The sequence below is a fragment of the Kutzneria sp. 744 genome (assembly GCF_000568255.1).
GTDB lineage: Bacteria > Actinomycetota > Actinomycetes > Mycobacteriales > Pseudonocardiaceae > Kutzneria.
The window spans coordinates 9,029,991-9,046,010 of record NZ_KK037166.1; the positions used below are offsets into that span (position 1 = coordinate 9,029,991).

Below are 16,020 nucleotides of genomic sequence, written 5' to 3' on the forward strand. Positions count from 1 at the left end.
TGTCCAACGCGGTCAGGCACACGTTGGTGGCGATCCGGTACAGCCAGGTCCGCAGCGAGGCCCCGCCCGGGGTCGAAGTCGTCGCGGGCCCGCCACGCCCGCAACATCGTCTCCTGCACCAGGTCCTCGGCGTCCACGACGGAGCCGGTCATCCGGTAGCAGTGCGCCAGCAGCTCACGCCGGTGGCCATCCAGATCCAACGTCACGGTGTGCATACTCGTCCAACCGCCGGAACTCATCGCGATGAGTCCGGCCGACCCGCCGAGTAGGTACTGGCGACACCCACAAACCGGGAGGAACCAGTGCACAAGGCAGTGATGGTCCGCTACCGCACCAAGCCGGAGGCGGCGCAGGAGAACCAGCGGCTGGTCGAGGCCGTCTACCGCGAGCTCAACGCCGACGACCCGGGCGGTCTGCACTACGCCACGTTCCGGCTGGCCGACGGCGTCACGTTCGTGCACGTCGCCGCGTACGAGGGCGAGGACAACCCGTTGCAGCGGTCGGCGGCGTTCAAGGAGTTCCAGCAGGACTTCGGGGCCCGCTCGGCCGAGGGGCCCGAGTTCTCCGATGTCACCCTGGTGGGTGAGTACGGCTTTCTAGCGGGAAGCTGAGCCCGATGCCGCCGGTGCCACGCTAGCCGTGGTGCCGGCGGTAGGCCGCGGCGGCGCCCGGGTGGAGGGGGAGGTCGGCGGTGCCGATGAGGGTCTGGATGTCCAGGAACTGGGTGCCCAGCGCCTCCTGGGGGATGAGCTGGTCGGCGCGGTCGATGAGGACGTCGACCACGGCGGCGGCGACGTCGTCCGGCAGCGTGGGCAGGCCGACCAGCAGGTTGGCGACGCCGATGGTCGGGACCTGGTGCACGAAGCGGTAGGCGCCGGAGGGGACGGGCAGTTGCTCGTACAGCACGCCGTGGCGGGATCGCAGGGCCGGCAGGACGCGGTCGAGGGGCAGCAGGCGGATGCCGACGGCGGCGTCGAGCTCGGCCAGCGCGGGCGTGGGCACGCCGCCGGACCACAGCAGGGCGTCGATCGTGCCGGCGGAGAGGGCGGAAACGGCGTCAGCTAAGGGAAGATGCTGCACTCGTGGGGTGATGCCGGCGGCCGCGATGATGCGGTCGCCGGTGAGCGAGGCGCCCGAGCCGGCCGCGCCGAGGGACACCGTTCGCCCGTCCAAATCGGACACCGTGGTCAGCGGAGAGTCGTTGCGGACGACCAATTGCAGGTAGTTCTCGTACACGCGGCCGAGGGCGTTGAGGCCGACGGCCGTGGTGAAGGGAGCTTGGGCGGAGCTGGCGGCTCGGGCGGTGTCGGCCAGGACCAGGGCCAGATCGGCCTTGCCCGTGCGGAGCAGGTCGATGTTGGCGAGGCTGGCCGTGGTTTCGACGGCGGTGCAGCGCAGCCAGGGCTGCTGGGTGTTGATCTCGGCGGCCAGGAGGCGTCCGAAGGCGAGGTAGAAGCCGCCGGACTCGCCGGCGGCGATGGTGAGGGTACGGATGGGACCGGGTCCGGTGCATGCCGTTGCGAGGGCTCCGGCCAGGGCGGCGGTGAGGAAGGTGCGGCGCTTCACGGCGGAGACCTGCATGCTGGCCCGCCGCCGCGCTGCGGAGGCGTCCGTGAGCAGAGCGCGGCGCCTCACGACGGCAGCTCTATCGTCACAACCAAACCCCCGGTTTCACCGGCCTGCAACAACAACTGCCCGCCGCGAGCGGTGATCAGCCGGTCGGCGATGGGCAGCCCCAGGCCACTGCCCCGCGCATGGCTGTTGTCGCGAGAGCGCCAGAAACGAGTGGTGGCCAAGGGAAGCTCCTCGGCGCTGAGACCGGGCCCGTTGTCCACCACGGTGATCGCGTTGGCAACACAGGAGACGACCACGCGAGTACCGCCGTACTTGATGGCGTTGTCCAACACGACGTCGAGGACCTGGCTGAGGTCGTGCTCGGGGCAGCGAACCTCGAACGAGGTGTCGACATCGCCCTGTACCAAGGAAACGCCGGCTTCGGAGGCGGCGACGGACCAGGCGTCGATGCGTTCCATGACGACCACGGCGGCGACGCAGACCTCGGTGTCGGCCGACACCGTGAGGCGGGTGGCGGTGTGCTCGGCGTGGGCCATGGCCAGCAGACTGTCCAACAAGGACTCCAGCCGCTCGACCTCCCGCACGGCCGACTCGTACGAAGGCTTGCCTTCGACGATGACCCGAGGAGCGAGCGAGTCGACGCGAAGACGCAAGGCGGCCAACGGGTTGCGAAGCTGGTGCGAGGCGTCGCTGATCAACCGGCGCTGCTGCTCGGCGGCCTCGCTGACGGCGTCGGACATGCGGTTGAAGGACGAAGCGAGTTCCCGCAGCTCGCGGGGTCCGTCGCGGCCACGAACGTGGGCGTGGGGCTGGCCGGCGGCGACGGCGCCGAGACCGCGGGAGAGCTCGGCCAGGGGCCGCAGGACCCACCGCGCCACAACGAGAGTCAGCAGCACACACCCGACCAGGGCGGCGAACGCCCCGGCGAGAATCACCGCCCAGCCCCGGAAAACGTCGTCGGCGGCGGCCCGCACCGAGGCCCGCATCACCACCGCGCCGATCACGCGCGAGCCGGTGCCGATCGGCGTGGCCAACAGAACGTCCGAAGTGGACCAGGGCATCACGGTGTCGATCGGTGGCGCGGGCTGGTTGCGCAGGGCGGCGTCGATCATGGGCGCCACCTCGCGGTCATCGACGTTCAGCCCGGCGGCCACGATGGGCTGCCGCTGGGCGTCGACCACGATCACCGGCTCCCCGTACAGGGCGGTGTACCGGGTGACCTCGCTGACCAGCTGCTCGGTGTCGTCCTGTTGGGCCAGGCCGGCGAACCGGGCCAGGTCGGCCGTCCGCCCGATGGACAGCTGCTGGGTGCGCTCGCGGGCGGTCACGGCCAGCAGCGGCCAGGCGAACGCCGCCACCGCCGTGACCGAGAAGACCAGGAGCACCACCAGCAGCCGGGCCCGCACGGTCAGCCGCCGAGCCGGTAGCCGAAGTTGCGGATCGTGGTCAGCAGCCCCGGCCGTCGCAGCTTGGCCCGCAGTTGGGCCACGTGCACGTCCAGCGACCGCGAGATCGCCAGGTACGCGTCGCCCCACACCTCGTCCATCAGCTGCTGCCGGCTCACCGCCGCCCCGTGCCGGACCGCCAGCACCGCCAGCACGTCGAACTCCTTGGACGTCAACGGAATCAGCTCATCGCCGGCATGCACCTGCCGGGCCTGGATGTCGATCCGCACGTCCCCGATCTCGACCACCGTCGGCGGTGGCGTCGCCCGCGCCGCCGCCCGCCGCGACACCGCCTCCATCCGGGCCAGCAGCTCGGCCAGCCGGACCGGAGGACCATTAGTCGTCCGCGCCGAGGCGGAGGCCGCGCACGACGGACCGCTCGTCGCAGATTATTGCATGTTGAAGTTATGTAGAGGTAGAAACCGGTATTGTTAACACAGTGGAACTTAGGGCGCGGTCATCGCAGACCCTGCAACAAACAAAGTCAGATCCCTAGAGCGTGCATTATTTACAGCACCAGCCAGGCACGGATGCTATAGCGCTTCATGTTGGGGGAGCATTGTGCGCCCCCGTTTGAATAATACTATTCCTCACATATTGCGGAGTGATTTTATCTTCTTACAAAATCGCTACGAGCGCCTCGACCAGGGCGTCGCCGACCCCGTCGTCGTCCTCGACCAGTAGCACGCGCACAGCCCCCACCTAACCATCCAGTGCGGATTCCTTGGTGGTTTCGCGCATGCTCGCGTACACGATCAGGGACACGAGCACGCAGCCCGCCACGTACCAGAAGAACACCGACTCGTGCCCGGCCTGCTTGAGCCACAGCGCGATGTACTCGGCCGTGCCGCCGAAGATCGCCACCGTCAGCGCGTACGGCAGGCCGACGCCCATGGCCCGCACGTTGGTCGGGAACAGCTCGGCCTTCACGATCGCGTTGATCGAGGTGTACCCCGTGACGATCACCAGCGAGCCCAGCATGATCAGGAACGCCAGCGCCGGCGTGCGGGTGCCGGCCAGCAGCGTCAGCAGCGGGACCGTCAGCAGCGTGCCGGCGATGCCGAAGAACAGCAGCAGCGGCCGCCGCCCGATCCGGTCCGACAGCGCCCCGGCCAGCGGCTGGATCACCACGAAGGCCAGCAGTGCCAGGAAGTTCACCCAGCTCACAGCGTTGATGTCGATCTTGCTCGTGTTGACCATGAACTTCTGCAGGTAGGTCGTGTACGTGTAGAAGGCGACCGTGCCGCCCAGCGTCAGGCCGCACACCAGCAGGCATTCCTTCGGGTACCGCAGCAGCACCCGCAGGCTGCCCCGCTCGCCCGAGGCCTGGCTGAGGTAGGCCTGCGACTCGTCCATGGTGCGGCGTAGCCACATCACGGCCACCGCGCCGAACGCCCCGACGACAAAGGCGATGCGCCAGCCCCAGGACGCCATCTCGGCCGTGGACAGCGTGTTCTGGAGGATGATCTGCACGCCCAGCGCCACCAGCTGGCCGGCCGTCAGCGTGACGTACTGGAAGCTGGAGTAGAAGCCTCGCTTGCCGGGCGTGGCCACTTCGGACAGGTACGTCGCCGAGGTGGCGTACTCGCCGCCGACCGAGATGCCCTGGGTCAGCCGGGCCACCACCAGCAGCAAGGGCGCCGCCACCCCGATGGAGGCATACCCGGGGGTCAGCGCGATGACCAGCGAGCCCAGCGCCATCATCGCCACGGATAACGTCAGCGCCGCCCGTCGCCCGTAGCGGTCGGCGTAGCGGCCCATGATCCAGCCGCCGATGGGCCGCATCAGGAAGCCCACCGCGAACACTCCCGCCGTGTTCAGCAGCTGGGCCGTGGCGTCTCCCGCCGGGAAGAACACCTTGGCGAAGTACAGGCTGAACGCCGTGTAGGCGTACCAGTCGTACCATTCGATCAGGTTGCCGATGGATCCGCGCAGCACGTTGCCGATCACGCCACGCCTGGGCCGCACGTCCTCGTTGACGTTCACAGTCATGGGGCTCAATGTCGGGTTGATTCCCGGCGGCGACAAGGCGAACGGCCAACGCTTTACATCCGCTTAGGGTGGCTACCTACGCGATCGCGTGATGTGGGGGCTCGCTCGGGAGGCCACCCTGGCCGCCATGACGGACGACCAGCTGCTCGTGGAGCTGCCACCGCGGTACTGCCCGGTGCAGGTGGACACCCATCCGGATGCCGAGCTGCTGGAGGGGCAGGGCGCGGACTGGCTGACCCGGTTCGGCCTGGCCGGGCCTCGGCTGCGGGCCAACGACTGCGCCGGGTTCTACGGCCGGATCATGCCCAAGGGGGTGACCGAGCGCCTGCAGATGGCCGTCGACTGGTGCTTCTTGATGTTCGCCTTCGACGACATCAACTGCGACGAGGTGGTGCCCGACGCCGCCGGCAAGCAGTTCGTCGACATCGCCACCCGCGTCGTCCGGGTGCTGGAGGTGCCCGACGTCAACCTGGGGGCCACCGCCGACCTGTTCTTGGCCCCCGTTCGCGACCTGGCCATGCGGGCCCACAAGTTCGGCACCCCCACCCAGATCCGGCGCCTCGTCGACGGGCACCGCGCTTGGTACCTCGGTGTCCTGTGGGAGCTCCGCTGCCGCCTCGCCGACGTCACCCCCAGCCTCAACGACTACGCCCACATGCGCCAGCACACCGCCGGCGGCTTGGCCACCACCAGCTGGATCGAGATCGTCGACGGCGCCGAGATCCCCTCCTCCGAGCTCGACTCGCCCGCCGTGCGCGCCTTGTCCGAGCTGTCGTTCACCATCGCCGCCTGGGACGACGACCTCTTTTCGTACGGCAAGGAGACCTGGTTCGCCCAGCGGGAGGCTCCCTCCAACTGCCACCTCAACCTGGTCGACATCATCGCCCTTGAGCGCCGTTGTTCCGTTTCCGACGCCCTCGCCGAGTCCGTCGCCTTGAACAACCGCCTCACCCACCGCTTCGTCCAGCTCCGCGACGCCGTGCTGCCCACCGCCAGCGAGGAGCTCCGCAACTACCTGGACTGCCTCTCCCGCCTGCTTCGCGGCAACATGGAGTGGGGCCTCCAGGCCCAGCGCTACCGCAACCCCGACGGCCGCTCGCCCGACGCCGTGCACACCGTCGGCTCGTGGACGGACGTCGCTCCCTTTGAGGCCGATGTTCCGCCGGCGATCCCCTCCATCGCTTGGTGGTGGGATCCGGAGCTGGGCGTTCGGTAGCGGGCGTGGTCCTTCCGCGCCGGGCCTTGTCTTCGCGGCTTTGCCGGCGTCGTCGACCTCAGCCCGCATCGTCCAGCCCGTCGGAGAACACCGGCCGCTGGTCCACCATCGTCACCGTCCACCGACTGTGGTGGATCAATCGGTGATGCGCCCCGCAGAGGAGGACCATGTTGTCGAGGCTGGTGGGTCCTCCATTGGCCCATTCGACCACGTGGTGGGCGTGGCACCGCGCTGGTTCCGTCTGGCAGCCCGGGAACGCGCAAGCGCCATCCCGCTCGATCAGAGCCTTCCGGATCCCCTTCGGGGCCGTGCGCTGCTGCCGCCCCACATTCAGGATCTCTTTGCCGGCTCCGAGCACCAGGCGCATGACCGTGCTGTCGCAGGCGATCCGACGGGCCTCCGCCGCGCTCATCACGCCGCCGCCCTCGACCTTCGCCACACCCGTGTTGTCCATGAAATCCCTGAACGACATCGACAACGTCAGATGCGGCCGTTCCCCGCCCTGCTCCGGCAGGCCTTCACTGCGGGAGGCCAGCTCGATGATCTCCGCGAACGCGTCGCCCTGCCGCTCAGCGGTGGTGCGGGGGTCTGTGCCCGAGGTGGGCTTGGCCAGCGCACTGAGCATCGCCGCGATCTTCGCCCCGTACTCCTGGTCGAGCATGCCCCAGAACACCATGCTGCCGTCCAGCTTGCGCTCGAAGCGGAACTCCCGCTTCGGCGCCCGCAACTCCCGGTCGTCCGGGGCTTTGCCGTCCTGGTCGAGGTGGAACAGGATCCGTTGCGCGATGTTCTTGAACTCGCCCTCGTCGAACTGGACATTCTCCAACAACGACGCCTCAACCCTGTCCCGCTCGACCGCCGACGCTATCCGCAACGTCTCGTGGATGATCTTCAGATGCTGCCGGTCCAACGCCCCAGCGCGGCCTGCTTCGCGGATCGCCTCACTGTAGAACAGTTCCGCGTACCGAAGCCGCTCACGGGCTTCCCTGACCGTGAGCCGCCAGTGGAGCACCATCGACGACACGATCGAGGTCCGATCCTCCTTCGACCGGCACGACCGGTCCCAGACTTCCCACACGCGCTCCAGCTGCTGGATGTAGATCGTCCGATACAGGGCTTCGGCTTCTTCGCCTGCTTGCCACAGCTCCAGTTCGCCGTGCCGCCACCCTTCGGTGCCGGCAGGGAATTCAGGATTCGCTGACATGCCTCCATTCTACCCCTTTGAATTGATCGATTTCCGTTACACGCCAACCTGTACACGATCGTGGCGGCCTTCAGCTCCCTCGCTGGAAAGCGCTTTCCACTTTCCTTCTCAACGCCCCTTGTCATGATCGAACCCCTACCCTTCGACCCGTCCCAAGCCTTCTGTAAACGCGCGCATCCACCCACCGATGCCGCGCAACGCACCCCGCCCACCCACCTGCTCCGCGCACCCTCACTCCAGAACCGCATGCTGAAGAGAGTGATTGTGTTTTGTAGGCAAAGGCCGGCAACTGCGCGGTGCGGACGCCCGACGCACGACCGGGGTTCGGGATAGGTGTCTCATGAGGGAGGTTTGGTTGGCGGACCTGGTAACCAGCCGACAGGCAACTGCGCGGTGCGGACACCCAACGCACCCAACGCACCCAACGCACCCCCGACGCTCGCAGACCACCGCCCCCAGAACGACCACCGCACCCTAAGAACCGATCATCCCCGCCAACAACGTCGCCAGGTGCACGGGTTCCCGGTCGGTGAGCTGGCGGAGTTGGGTGCGGCAGCTGAAGCCGTCGGCCAGGACGGTGGCGTCGGTGGCGCGGATTGCCGGCAGCAGGGCGTGTTCGGCGACGGCCACGGACACGTCGTAGTGCCCGTTCTCGAAGCCGAAGTTGCCGGCCAGGCCACAACAACCGGCGTCTAGAACGTCAGCCTCGACGCCAACAGCGGTCAAGACCTGACGGTCGGCGTCGAGGCCCAGGTCGGCGTACTGGTGGCAGTGGGGCTGCATGACGGCAGAAGCGGAGCCCAGAGGACCGACGACGGGGGCGATCTGCTCGGCGAAGGTGCGAACGCGGCCGGCCAGCCGCTGCACGGCGGGGTCGTCGGTGAGCTCCAAAGCGTCGTTACGAAGAAACGCGGTGCAGCTGGGCTCCAAACCGACCACCGGCGCCGACGAACCGTCCATGACCCGAGCGGTACGGCGGAGAACGCGGCGAGCCATCCCGAGCTGCCCGGTGGACATCCACGTCAGTCCACAACAGACTCGCTTGCGGGGCAGGGAAACCGAAAAGCCCAGATGCTCCAGAACCCTGACGGCATCGACACCGACCTGAGGATCGAAGTGATCGGTGAAGGTGTCGCTGAACAACACCACGGGATCGCCGGCTGTCGAACTCTGGAACCGTGACCGAAAAGACCGGGAGGCGACGGCCGGCATGGCACGGCGAGGGTCGATACCCCCCAAGCGCTTGACCACCCGAACATCACCCAGTGCACGAACCAGCCCTGGAAAAACAGCCAACCACAACGGGAGAAAACCCATGGAGTAGTGCGACATCGGCCGAAGCCGCCCCCGATAGTGCTGATGCAAGAACTCGGCCTTGTAGGTGGCCATGTCCACATCCACGGGACAGTCGCGCTTGCAGCCCTTGCAGGACAAGCACAGGTCCAAAGCATCCCGCACTTCAACAGAGCGAAAGCCGCCCCGCACAACAGAACCGTTGAGCATGTCGAACAACAGGCGCGCCCGGCCACGGGTGGAGTGCTTCTCCTCGCGGGTGGCCCGATAGCTGGGGCACATCACCCCACCTGACGTGGTCAGGCACTTGCCGACGCCGACGCAACGCCTCGAAGCGGCAGCCAAGGAACCGGAGTCGGCGTGCAAGGCCAACGACGTCCGCAGAGGAATCCGGGCAGGAGCAACAACAACCCGAAGATCGGCGTCCAACGGCAAAGGGTCCACGATCCGCCCTGGGTTCATCAAGCCCCGAGGATCGAAGATGGCCTTGAAACGACCGAAGGCGGCCATGATCTCGGGCGAGTACATACGCGGCAACAACTCCGACCGCGCCTGGCCGTCGCCGTGCTCACCGGACAGAGAACCGCCGTGGGAGACGACAAGATCGGCCGCCTCCTCCATGAACGACCGATAGCCCGGCCCGTGCAGGTCGAAGTCGATGCGCACATGCAGGCAACCATCGCCGTAGTGCCCATATGTCGGCCCACGACGCCCATGCCGCCCCAACAACTGGTCGAAGTCCCGCAGGTAAGCCCCGAGACGATCGGGCGGCACGGCGGCGTCCTCCCAGCCCGACCACGCCTCGGCGCCGTCGGACATCCGGGTCGCCAAGCCGGCGCCGTCCTCGCGGATCTGCCAGAGTTCCCGCATCCGCAAGGGATCCGTCACGACCACGGACCCCGTCGCCCCGGGCATGGCCGCGACGACGGCGTCCGGGGAGACGGTCTCGACGAACAGCCAACTCCGCCCGGCCGGCAGATCCCGCAACCCTGGCGTCCCGGGCTTGCGCTGCCGAAGGATGGACACGATGGCCTCGTTGACGCCCTCGATCGCCAGCACATCCAACGACAGCAACGACACCACCTGATCAGCGGCGGCATAGGTGTCCTCGAAACCCAGCACCACCAACGCCCGCGACCGAGGAACCTCGACCAACCGAACGGTCGCCCCCAGCACCGTCACAAGGGTGCCCTCGCTCCCGACAAGCGCCCGTCCCACATGAAAAGAGTGCTCCGGCAACAGCTGATCGAGGTTGTACCCCGACACCCGCCGCGGAATGCGGGGAAACCCGGTCCGCACGGCCGCCATGACGTCGTCCCGCAGCGCCCGCAAACGCCCGTGCACGGGCAGCACATCAGACGTCACCGGCCCGGCGTCGAAGCGGGTTCCGTCCGGCAGCAGCACATCCAGGGACTCGACGTTGTCCACGGTCTTGCCCCACGCCACGGAATGCGCCCCGCAGGCGTTGTTGCCGATCATCCCGCCGATCGTGCAGCGGCTGTGCGTCGACGGATCGGGCGCGAAGTGCAGACCGTGCTTCCCCGCTATGCCGTTCAGCACATCCGGCACCACCCCCGGCTGCACCACCGCTGTCCGCGCCGAAGGATCCACGTCGATCACCCGGTGCAGGTGTCGCGAGAAGTCCAGCACCAGCCCCTCGCCGCAGGCGTTGCCGGCGATGCTGGTGCCCGCACCCCGGCTGGTGATCGGCACGCCCAGCTCAGCGGCCACGCCCACGGCCGCAACGGCGGCGTCCACGGTCCGGGGACGGGCCACGACCAGCGGCACGTGCCGGTAGTTGGACGCGTCCGCCGCGTACATGGCCCGTGTCCCGGCATCGGCGAGCACCTCGCCGTCCACCTCGGCCCGCAGTCGCTCGACCAGCCTCGACGTCATGACCATCACTTAACACCGATGCGGGCCGACCAGCCGGTAACAGATAGCCTCGTGCGCGACACCCGCGAGACGAGGAGCAGCAGTGGCACGGTCCGTACTGGTCACCGGCGGCAACCGCGGCATCGGCCTGGCCATCGCGCAGGCGTTCGCCGCGCAGGGCGACAAGGTCGCCATCACCCACCGCGGCTCGGCGGTGCCGGAAGGCCTGTTCGGGGTGAAGTGCGACGTCACCGACGCCGAGCAGGTCGACCAGGCGTTCACCGAGGTCGAGGCCCACCAGGGCCCGGTCGAGGTGCTGGTCTCCAACGCCGGCATCACCGACGACACGCTGCTGATGCGCATGTCCGAGGAGCAGTTCACCCGGGTCGTCGACGCCAACCTGACCGGCGCGTTTCGGGTCACCAAGCGCGCCACCCGGGCCATGCTGCGGGCCCGTTTCGGCCGGATCATCTACATCTCGTCGGTGGTCGCGCTCAACGGTGGCCCCGGCCAGGTCAACTATGCGGCCAGCAAGGCCGGCCTGATCGGCGTGGCCCGCTCGATCGCCCGTGAGCTGGGCTCGCGCAACATCACGGCCAACGTGATCACGCCGGGCTTCATCGAGACGGACATGACCGCGGTGCTGTCGCAGGACGTCAAGGACAAGGCGTTCGCGCAGATCCCCAACGGTCGGTTCGGCGCGGCGGCCGAGGTCGCCGCCGCCGTCACCTTCCTGGCCTCCGACGGGGCCGCCTACGTCAACGGCGCGGTGCTGCCGGTCGACGGCGGCCTCGGCATGGGCCACTGAATCACCTTCAGAAACGCAGGAGAGGAACGCACGTGAGCGGACTGCTCGACGGCAAGCGCCTGGTGATCACCGGCGTGATCACCGACGCCTCACTCGGCTTCCACGTGGCCCGGGTGGCGCAGGAGCAGGGCGCCAAGGTGGTGCTGACCGGGTTCGGCCGGCTCAGCCTGGTGGAGCGGATCGCCAAGCGGCTCCCCCAGGAGGCCCCGGTGATCGAGCTCGACGTGACGAACCAGGAGCACCTGGACGCGCTGCCCGATCGGGTGCGCGAGCACCTGGACGGCGTCGACGGCGTGCTGCACTCGATCGCCTACGGCCCGCCGTCCACGCTGGGCTCGGACTTTCTCGAGGCCCCGTGGGAGGACGTCGCCACCGCGGTGCAGGTGTCGGCGTACTCGCTGAAGTCGCTGGTCAAGGCCCTGCTGCCGGTGATGACCGAGGGCAGCTCGGTGGTCGGCATGGACTTCGATGCCCGGGTGGCCTGGCCGGCGTACAACTGGATGGGCGTGTCCAAGGCGGCGCTGGAGTCGGTGACCCGCTATCTGGCCCGCGACCTGGGCCCGCGCAAGATCCGGGTGAACGTGGTGGCGGCGGGCCCGGTCCGCACGATGGCCGCCAAGTCCATCCCGGGCTTCGTGGAGCTGGACAAGTCGTGGACGGAGCGGGCGCCGCTGGGCTGGGACCCGACCGACCCGGAGCCGGTGGCCAAGTCGGTGTGCGCGCTGCTGTCCGACTGGCTGCCCGCGACCACCGGTTCCATGGTCTGGGTCGACGGTGGAGTGCACGCGGTCGGCATGTAGGGCCGCAGGTCCCGGGGGCCCATGACTTTGGTCATGGGACGACGGCATGCCGCCGGGGCGATGCTTTCCGGGGTCCTGGCTGGCTACCGTACTCGCGTGGGCTCCGAACAGACGACATCATCGCCGGCGCAGGAGTCTCGACGGCCCGGTCGGGTAGGGTGGCCCCCCGACCGGGCCGCTGGCCGTCCGGCCCTGTACGGGGCCATGTTCTGGGCCGCGGTGGTGGTCGTCTCCGGCGCTGAGATCACCAATTTCGCGCAGCAGCCGCAGCCGTACGGCCTGTGGCCGCTGGCCTGCCTTGGCCTGTTGTCGCTGGCCTGGCTGACGATGCCGTGGGATCCGACCGCGCCGCTGCCGCGTCGGCTGGCGGTGCTGCCGTTCCTGGGCGGCATGCTGGCGCTGAGCCTGCTGTCCTCTTACAACTCGACCGACATCTGGCTGCTGCTGGCGCTGGCCAACTGCACCTTCGTGTTCGGTGTGCGGTGGACCGTGGTGATGGCGGCGTGCTTCGTCGCCTTCACGTTCGTCGACACCCTGACCTACCCCGGCTACACGCTGCTCGGGGCCTGCATCCAGAGCCTGGTCGTGGTCGTGCTGACGGTGTTCGTCACCGGCCTGGCCTCGGCGGTGACGGAGGCGCGGCGGCGGCGCACGGAGACGCAGCGGCTGCTGGGCGAGCTGGCCGAGGCGCACCAGGAGCTCCGTGCCTACGCCGACCAGGTGCGGGAGCTGTCGGTGGCCGAGGAGCGGGCGCGGATGGCCCGCGAGATGCACGACTCCGTCGGGCACTACCTGACGGTCATCCAGGTCGGCCTGACCAATGCCGAACGCTTCCGTGACAAGCGGCCCGAGCAGGCCTGGGACGAGGTCGCGCAGGCCAAGGAGCTGACCAGGGAGGCGCTGGGCGACACCCGGCGCTGGGTGCGGGCGATGCGGCCGCTGGCGTTGGAGGGGCGGACCGGCAGCCAGGCGCTGGCCGAGCTGGCCCGGACCTTCGACGGCACGGGAATCGAGGTCCAGTTCCAGGTCTGCGGCCCGGAACAGCCGTTGCTGGGCGACACTGAGGTGGTGCTGTACCGGGTGCTTCAGGAGGGGCTGACCAACGTGTTGCGGCATGCCGGCGCTCGTCACGCCGAGGCGGTGCTGTCGTTCAGCGACGAGCGGGTGCGCCTGCGAATCGGGGACGACGGCCACGGCGCGCGCGATCTGACCAAGGGTTTCGGGCTGTCGTCGCTGGGGCAGCGGGCCGAGGCGGCCGGTGGCCTGCTGGTCGCCGGAAACGCCCCCGCCGGCGGCTTCGAGCTGTTGGCCGACCTGCCGGTGCGGCGCCGATGAGCGTGCGCGTGCTGCTGGTCGACGACCAGATCCTGATGCGCAGCGGGCTGCGCAAGCTGCTGGAGATCGAGGACGGCATCGAGATCGTCGCCGACGTCGGCAGCGGGCCCGATGCGCTGACCGTCGTGCCGCTGTGCCGGCCGGACGTGGCCCTGGTGGACGCCCGGATGCCGGGCATGGACGGCATCGAGCTGATCACCGAGCTGACCCGGTCGCACCCGTCCGTGGCCAGCATCGTGCTGACGACGTTCGACGAGGACGAGTACCTGTTCGGCGCTTTGAAGGCCGGGGCAAGGGGTTTCCTGCTCAAGGACGCGTCGCCGGAGGACCTGGTCGCCGCCATCCACCGGGCGGCCGGCGGCGGAACCGTGCTCAGCGACCAGGTCGCCGGCCGGGTCGTGGCCCAGCTGCGCGGGAAGGCACCGGTCCAGCCGGCGTTGTCCAGCCGCGAGGCCGAGGTCGCCCGGCTGGTCGGGGCGGGGGCGTCGAACCGGGAGATCGCCGCCGAGCTGTACATCACCGAGGGCACCGTGAAGAACCACGTCTCCAGCACGCTGCGCAAGCTGGGCCTGCGGGACCGGACCCAGCTCGCGCTGCACGTCAGCTCGTCACCCGGCGCTTTCTAGCTGCTCCCGCAACGTGTCCAGGCCCATGCCGCCCATCTCCAGCGCCCGCCGGTGGAACGCCTTGAGGTCGAAGGCGTCGCCCTGGCGGCTGCGGGCGTCGTCACGGGCGGCCAGCCACAGGCGTTCGCCGAGCTTGTAGGAGGGCGCCTGGCCGGGCCAGCCGAGGTAGCGGTCGATCTCGGCCCGGGCCACGGCGTCTTCGGTGACGGTGCGGGTCAGCAGGAACTCCAGGCCCAGCTCGGGAGTCCAACGCTCGCCCTCGTGGAAGCCGACGCCGACCGGGATCTCCAGCTCCAGGTGCATGCCGATGTCCACGATCACGCGGGCGGCCCGGAACAGCTGGCCGGACAGCATGCCGAGCAGGTCGCCGTCGTCGGACAGGTAGCCGAGCTCCTCCATCAGGCGTTCGGCGTAGAGGGCCCAGCCCTCGCCGTGGCCGGAGACGAAGGTCATCAGCCGCTGGTACTTGGTCAGCGTGCCGGCCTGGTTGATGGCGGTGGCGATCTGGAGGTGATGCCCGGGCACGGCCTCGTGGTAGACGATGGACACCTCGCGCCACGTGACGAACTCGTGCTTGTCCGGCGGCAGCGACCACCACATGCGGCCGGGACGGCTGAAGTCCTCGCTCGGCGCGGTGTAGTAGACGCCGACGATGCCGCCGGAGGGGGCGATGCGGCTCTCGAACGCCATCAGCCGGTCGGGGATGTCGAAGTGCTTGCCGCGCAACGAGGTCAGGGCGTTGTCGGCGATGGCCTGCAGCCGCTTGGCGAACTCGCCGCGGCCGCTGACCTGGTAGCGGGGATCGGTGTCGAGCTCGTCGGCGGCCTCGGCCACGGTCGCGCCCGGCTTGATCCGCTCGGCCACGGCGCGCATCTGCGCCTCGATGCGGCCGAACTCCTGCCAGCCCCAGTCGTAGGCCTCGCGCAGATCGACGTCCGCGCCGACGAAGTAGCGGGACCAGAGCCGGTAGGCGTCCTCGCCCACGGCGTCCTTGGTCGGCGCCAGCGGCGCGAGTTCGGCCCGCAGGAAGCCCGCGAACTCGGCGAACGCCTCCTCGGCGGCGCGGGCGGCGGCGGTGGAGCCGGCGAGCGCGGTGAAGAACCCCGGCGTGGGGCCAAGTCCGGCCCACGTCTCGCACTGGTCGGCGACCTTGCTGACCTGGCGTAGCGCCGACACGCGGCCGGCGTCGGCCGCGGCCAGCAGCGACGCACGAATCCCGGCCAGCGCCGCCGGCACCTGGCGCATGCGGGCCTCGATGTCGGCCCAGTGCTCGGGCGTCTCCGTCGGCATCAGGTCGAAGGCCATGCGCAGGTCCTGCACCGGGCCGACGGCCACGTTCAGCGCCGCCAAGGGCAGCCCGGCGTTGTGGATCTCCACGTCGAGCCCGACCCGTTCGGTGAACACCGCCTTGGCCACGCGCTCGTCGGCGTCCAGCGGCTCGACGTCGGCGATCTCGGCCAGCGCCTGCTTGGCCAGCGCGGCGCGGGCGGCGTGACCGACGGGGGAGTAGTCGGTGAGTTCGGCGTCGTGGCCCGCGATGCCCAACATCGTGGCTGCGACCGGGTCGGCGACGGCGTAGTCGTCGACGTACCGATCGCAGATCTCGCGCACGCTGCGCTGCACCGGGGACATGGTGTCGACGTTACCGCCGTGAGGGCGGGGCCGCCGCAGGCCGGGGCAATCCGGACCGATGCGTCCGAAGTGGAGAGTCGTTGTCCCCTTTGGACCTTGACGCCCTACGCGTGCCCCCAACACCGCGAGTCCCGTTCAGCGTCATGCCGAAAGTCGGTTTTTGTGTGCTGGAGAGCGGGACTCGCGGGGGTGTTGGGTTCGGGTTGACCCCCGCGAGTC

Annotated in this window: 12 protein-coding genes and 2 pseudogenes; 6 read left to right on the forward strand and 8 right to left on the reverse strand. The window is 69.1% G+C overall.

The genetic code is table 11. The features are described 5' to 3' along the window. Nucleotides 1-215: pseudogene (locus tag KUTG_RS41460) on the reverse strand (sigma-70 family RNA polymerase sigma factor); the annotation flags it as partial. A gap of 87 nt (nucleotides 216-302) precedes the next feature. Between KUTG_RS41460 and KUTG_RS41465 the strand changes: the two are divergent. Continuing rightward, complete coding sequence (locus tag KUTG_RS41465; RefSeq protein WP_198047488.1) at nucleotides 303-611, forward strand: antibiotic biosynthesis monooxygenase; 309 nt, start codon at nucleotides 303-305, stop codon at nucleotides 609-611. 22 nt (nucleotides 612-633) lie between these two features. Here the strand turns inward: KUTG_RS41465 and KUTG_RS41470 are convergent, their stop codons facing one another. From KUTG_RS41470 to KUTG_RS41485, 4 genes and pseudogenes are all read right to left on the reverse strand, one after another. Further along, on the reverse strand, nucleotides 634-1,581 hold the full coding sequence (locus tag KUTG_RS41470; RefSeq protein ID WP_043724899.1) for a TAXI family TRAP transporter solute-binding subunit: 948 nt from the start codon (nucleotides 1,579-1,581) through the stop codon (nucleotides 634-636). Nucleotides 1,582-1,631: 50 nt separating this feature from the next. Beyond that, a complete protein-coding gene (locus KUTG_RS41475; protein ID WP_043724900.1) occupies nucleotides 1,632-2,981 on the reverse strand; it encodes a sensor histidine kinase in 1,350 nt (449 codons plus the stop codon). A 2-nt stretch (nucleotides 2,982-2,983) separates the two neighbouring features. Further along, nucleotides 2,984-3,404 (reverse strand): annotated as a pseudogene (locus KUTG_RS41480) (winged helix-turn-helix domain-containing protein); the annotation flags it as partial. Between the two features lie 318 nt (nucleotides 3,405-3,722). After that, entirely contained in the window at nucleotides 3,723-5,012 is a 1,290-nt protein-coding gene (locus KUTG_RS41485; protein ID WP_052396015.1) for an MFS transporter, read from the reverse strand. Between the two features lie 127 nt (nucleotides 5,013-5,139). Between KUTG_RS41485 and KUTG_RS41490 the strand changes: the two genes are divergently transcribed. Continuing rightward, the gene (locus KUTG_RS41490; RefSeq protein WP_043732437.1) at nucleotides 5,140-6,228 is read left to right on the forward strand and encodes a terpene synthase family protein; all 1,089 of its coding nucleotides are present in this window, start codon (nucleotides 5,140-5,142) and stop codon (nucleotides 6,226-6,228) included. A 58-nt stretch (nucleotides 6,229-6,286) separates the two neighbouring features. On the opposite strand, the gene KUTG_RS54595 is transcribed toward KUTG_RS41490, so the two are convergent. Both KUTG_RS54595 and KUTG_RS41500 read right to left on the reverse strand, forming a co-directional pair. After that, a complete protein-coding gene (locus KUTG_RS54595) occupies nucleotides 6,287-7,432 on the reverse strand; it encodes an HNH endonuclease signature motif containing protein (protein ID WP_052396016.1) in 1,146 nt (381 codons plus the stop codon). A 474-nt stretch (nucleotides 7,433-7,906) separates the two neighbouring features. Next, nucleotides 7,907-10,627, reverse strand: coding sequence for an FAD-binding and (Fe-S)-binding domain-containing protein (locus tag KUTG_RS41500; RefSeq protein ID WP_043724904.1), 2,721 nt, complete (start codon nucleotides 10,625-10,627; stop codon nucleotides 7,907-7,909). Between the two features lie 76 nt (nucleotides 10,628-10,703). Between KUTG_RS41500 and fabG the strand changes: the two genes are divergently transcribed. The 4 genes from fabG (at nucleotide 10,704) to KUTG_RS41520 (ending at nucleotide 14,169) form a co-directional block, all read left to right on the forward strand. Next, nucleotides 10,704-11,408, forward strand: a complete 705-nt coding sequence (gene fabG, locus KUTG_RS41505; protein WP_043724905.1) for a 3-oxoacyl-ACP reductase FabG — start codon at nucleotides 10,704-10,706, stop codon at nucleotides 11,406-11,408. Between the two features lie 32 nt (nucleotides 11,409-11,440). Further along, entirely contained in the window at nucleotides 11,441-12,208 is a 768-nt protein-coding gene (fabI, locus tag KUTG_RS41510; RefSeq protein WP_043724907.1) for an enoyl-ACP reductase FabI, read from the forward strand. 96 nt (nucleotides 12,209-12,304) lie between these two features. After that, the gene (locus KUTG_RS41515; protein WP_198047489.1) at nucleotides 12,305-13,543 is read left to right on the forward strand and encodes a sensor histidine kinase; all 1,239 of its coding nucleotides are present in this window, start codon (nucleotides 12,305-12,307) and stop codon (nucleotides 13,541-13,543) included. Beyond that, entirely contained in the window at nucleotides 13,540-14,169 is a 630-nt protein-coding gene (locus KUTG_RS41520) for a response regulator (RefSeq protein ID WP_043724908.1), read from the forward strand. Before KUTG_RS41515 ends, KUTG_RS41520 begins: the two co-directional genes overlap by 4 nt. On the opposite strand, the gene KUTG_RS41525 is transcribed toward KUTG_RS41520, so the two are convergent. Continuing rightward, complete coding sequence (locus KUTG_RS41525; RefSeq protein WP_043724910.1) at nucleotides 14,152-15,801, reverse strand: DUF885 domain-containing protein; 1,650 nt, start codon at nucleotides 15,799-15,801, stop codon at nucleotides 14,152-14,154. The two genes, KUTG_RS41520 and KUTG_RS41525, sit on opposite strands and share 18 nt — an antisense overlap. Between the last annotated feature and the right edge of the window lie 219 nt (nucleotides 15,802-16,020).

Coding starts and splice junctions, on each gene's coding strand:
- KUTG_RS41470 (WP_043724899.1), bottom strand. CDS start 1,581: ATGCAGGTCTCCGCCGTGAAGCGCCGCACCTTCCTCACCGCCGCCCTG.
- KUTG_RS41485 (WP_052396015.1), bottom strand. CDS start 5,012: ATGACTGTGAACGTCAACGAGGACGTGCGGCCCAGGCGTGGCGTGATC.
- KUTG_RS41490 (WP_043732437.1), top strand. CDS start 5,140: ATGACGGACGACCAGCTGCTCGTGGAGCTGCCACCGCGGTACTGCCCG.
- KUTG_RS54595 (WP_052396016.1), bottom strand. CDS start 7,432: ATGTCAGCGAATCCTGAATTCCCTGCCGGCACCGAAGGGTGGCGGCAC.
- KUTG_RS41500 (WP_043724904.1), bottom strand. CDS start 10,627: ATGGTCATGACGTCGAGGCTGGTCGAGCGACTGCGGGCCGAGGTGGAC.
- KUTG_RS41520 (WP_043724908.1), top strand. CDS start 13,540: ATGAGCGTGCGCGTGCTGCTGGTCGACGACCAGATCCTGATGCGCAGC.
- KUTG_RS41525 (WP_043724910.1), bottom strand. CDS start 15,801: ATGTCCCCGGTGCAGCGCAGCGTGCGCGAGATCTGCGATCGGTACGTC.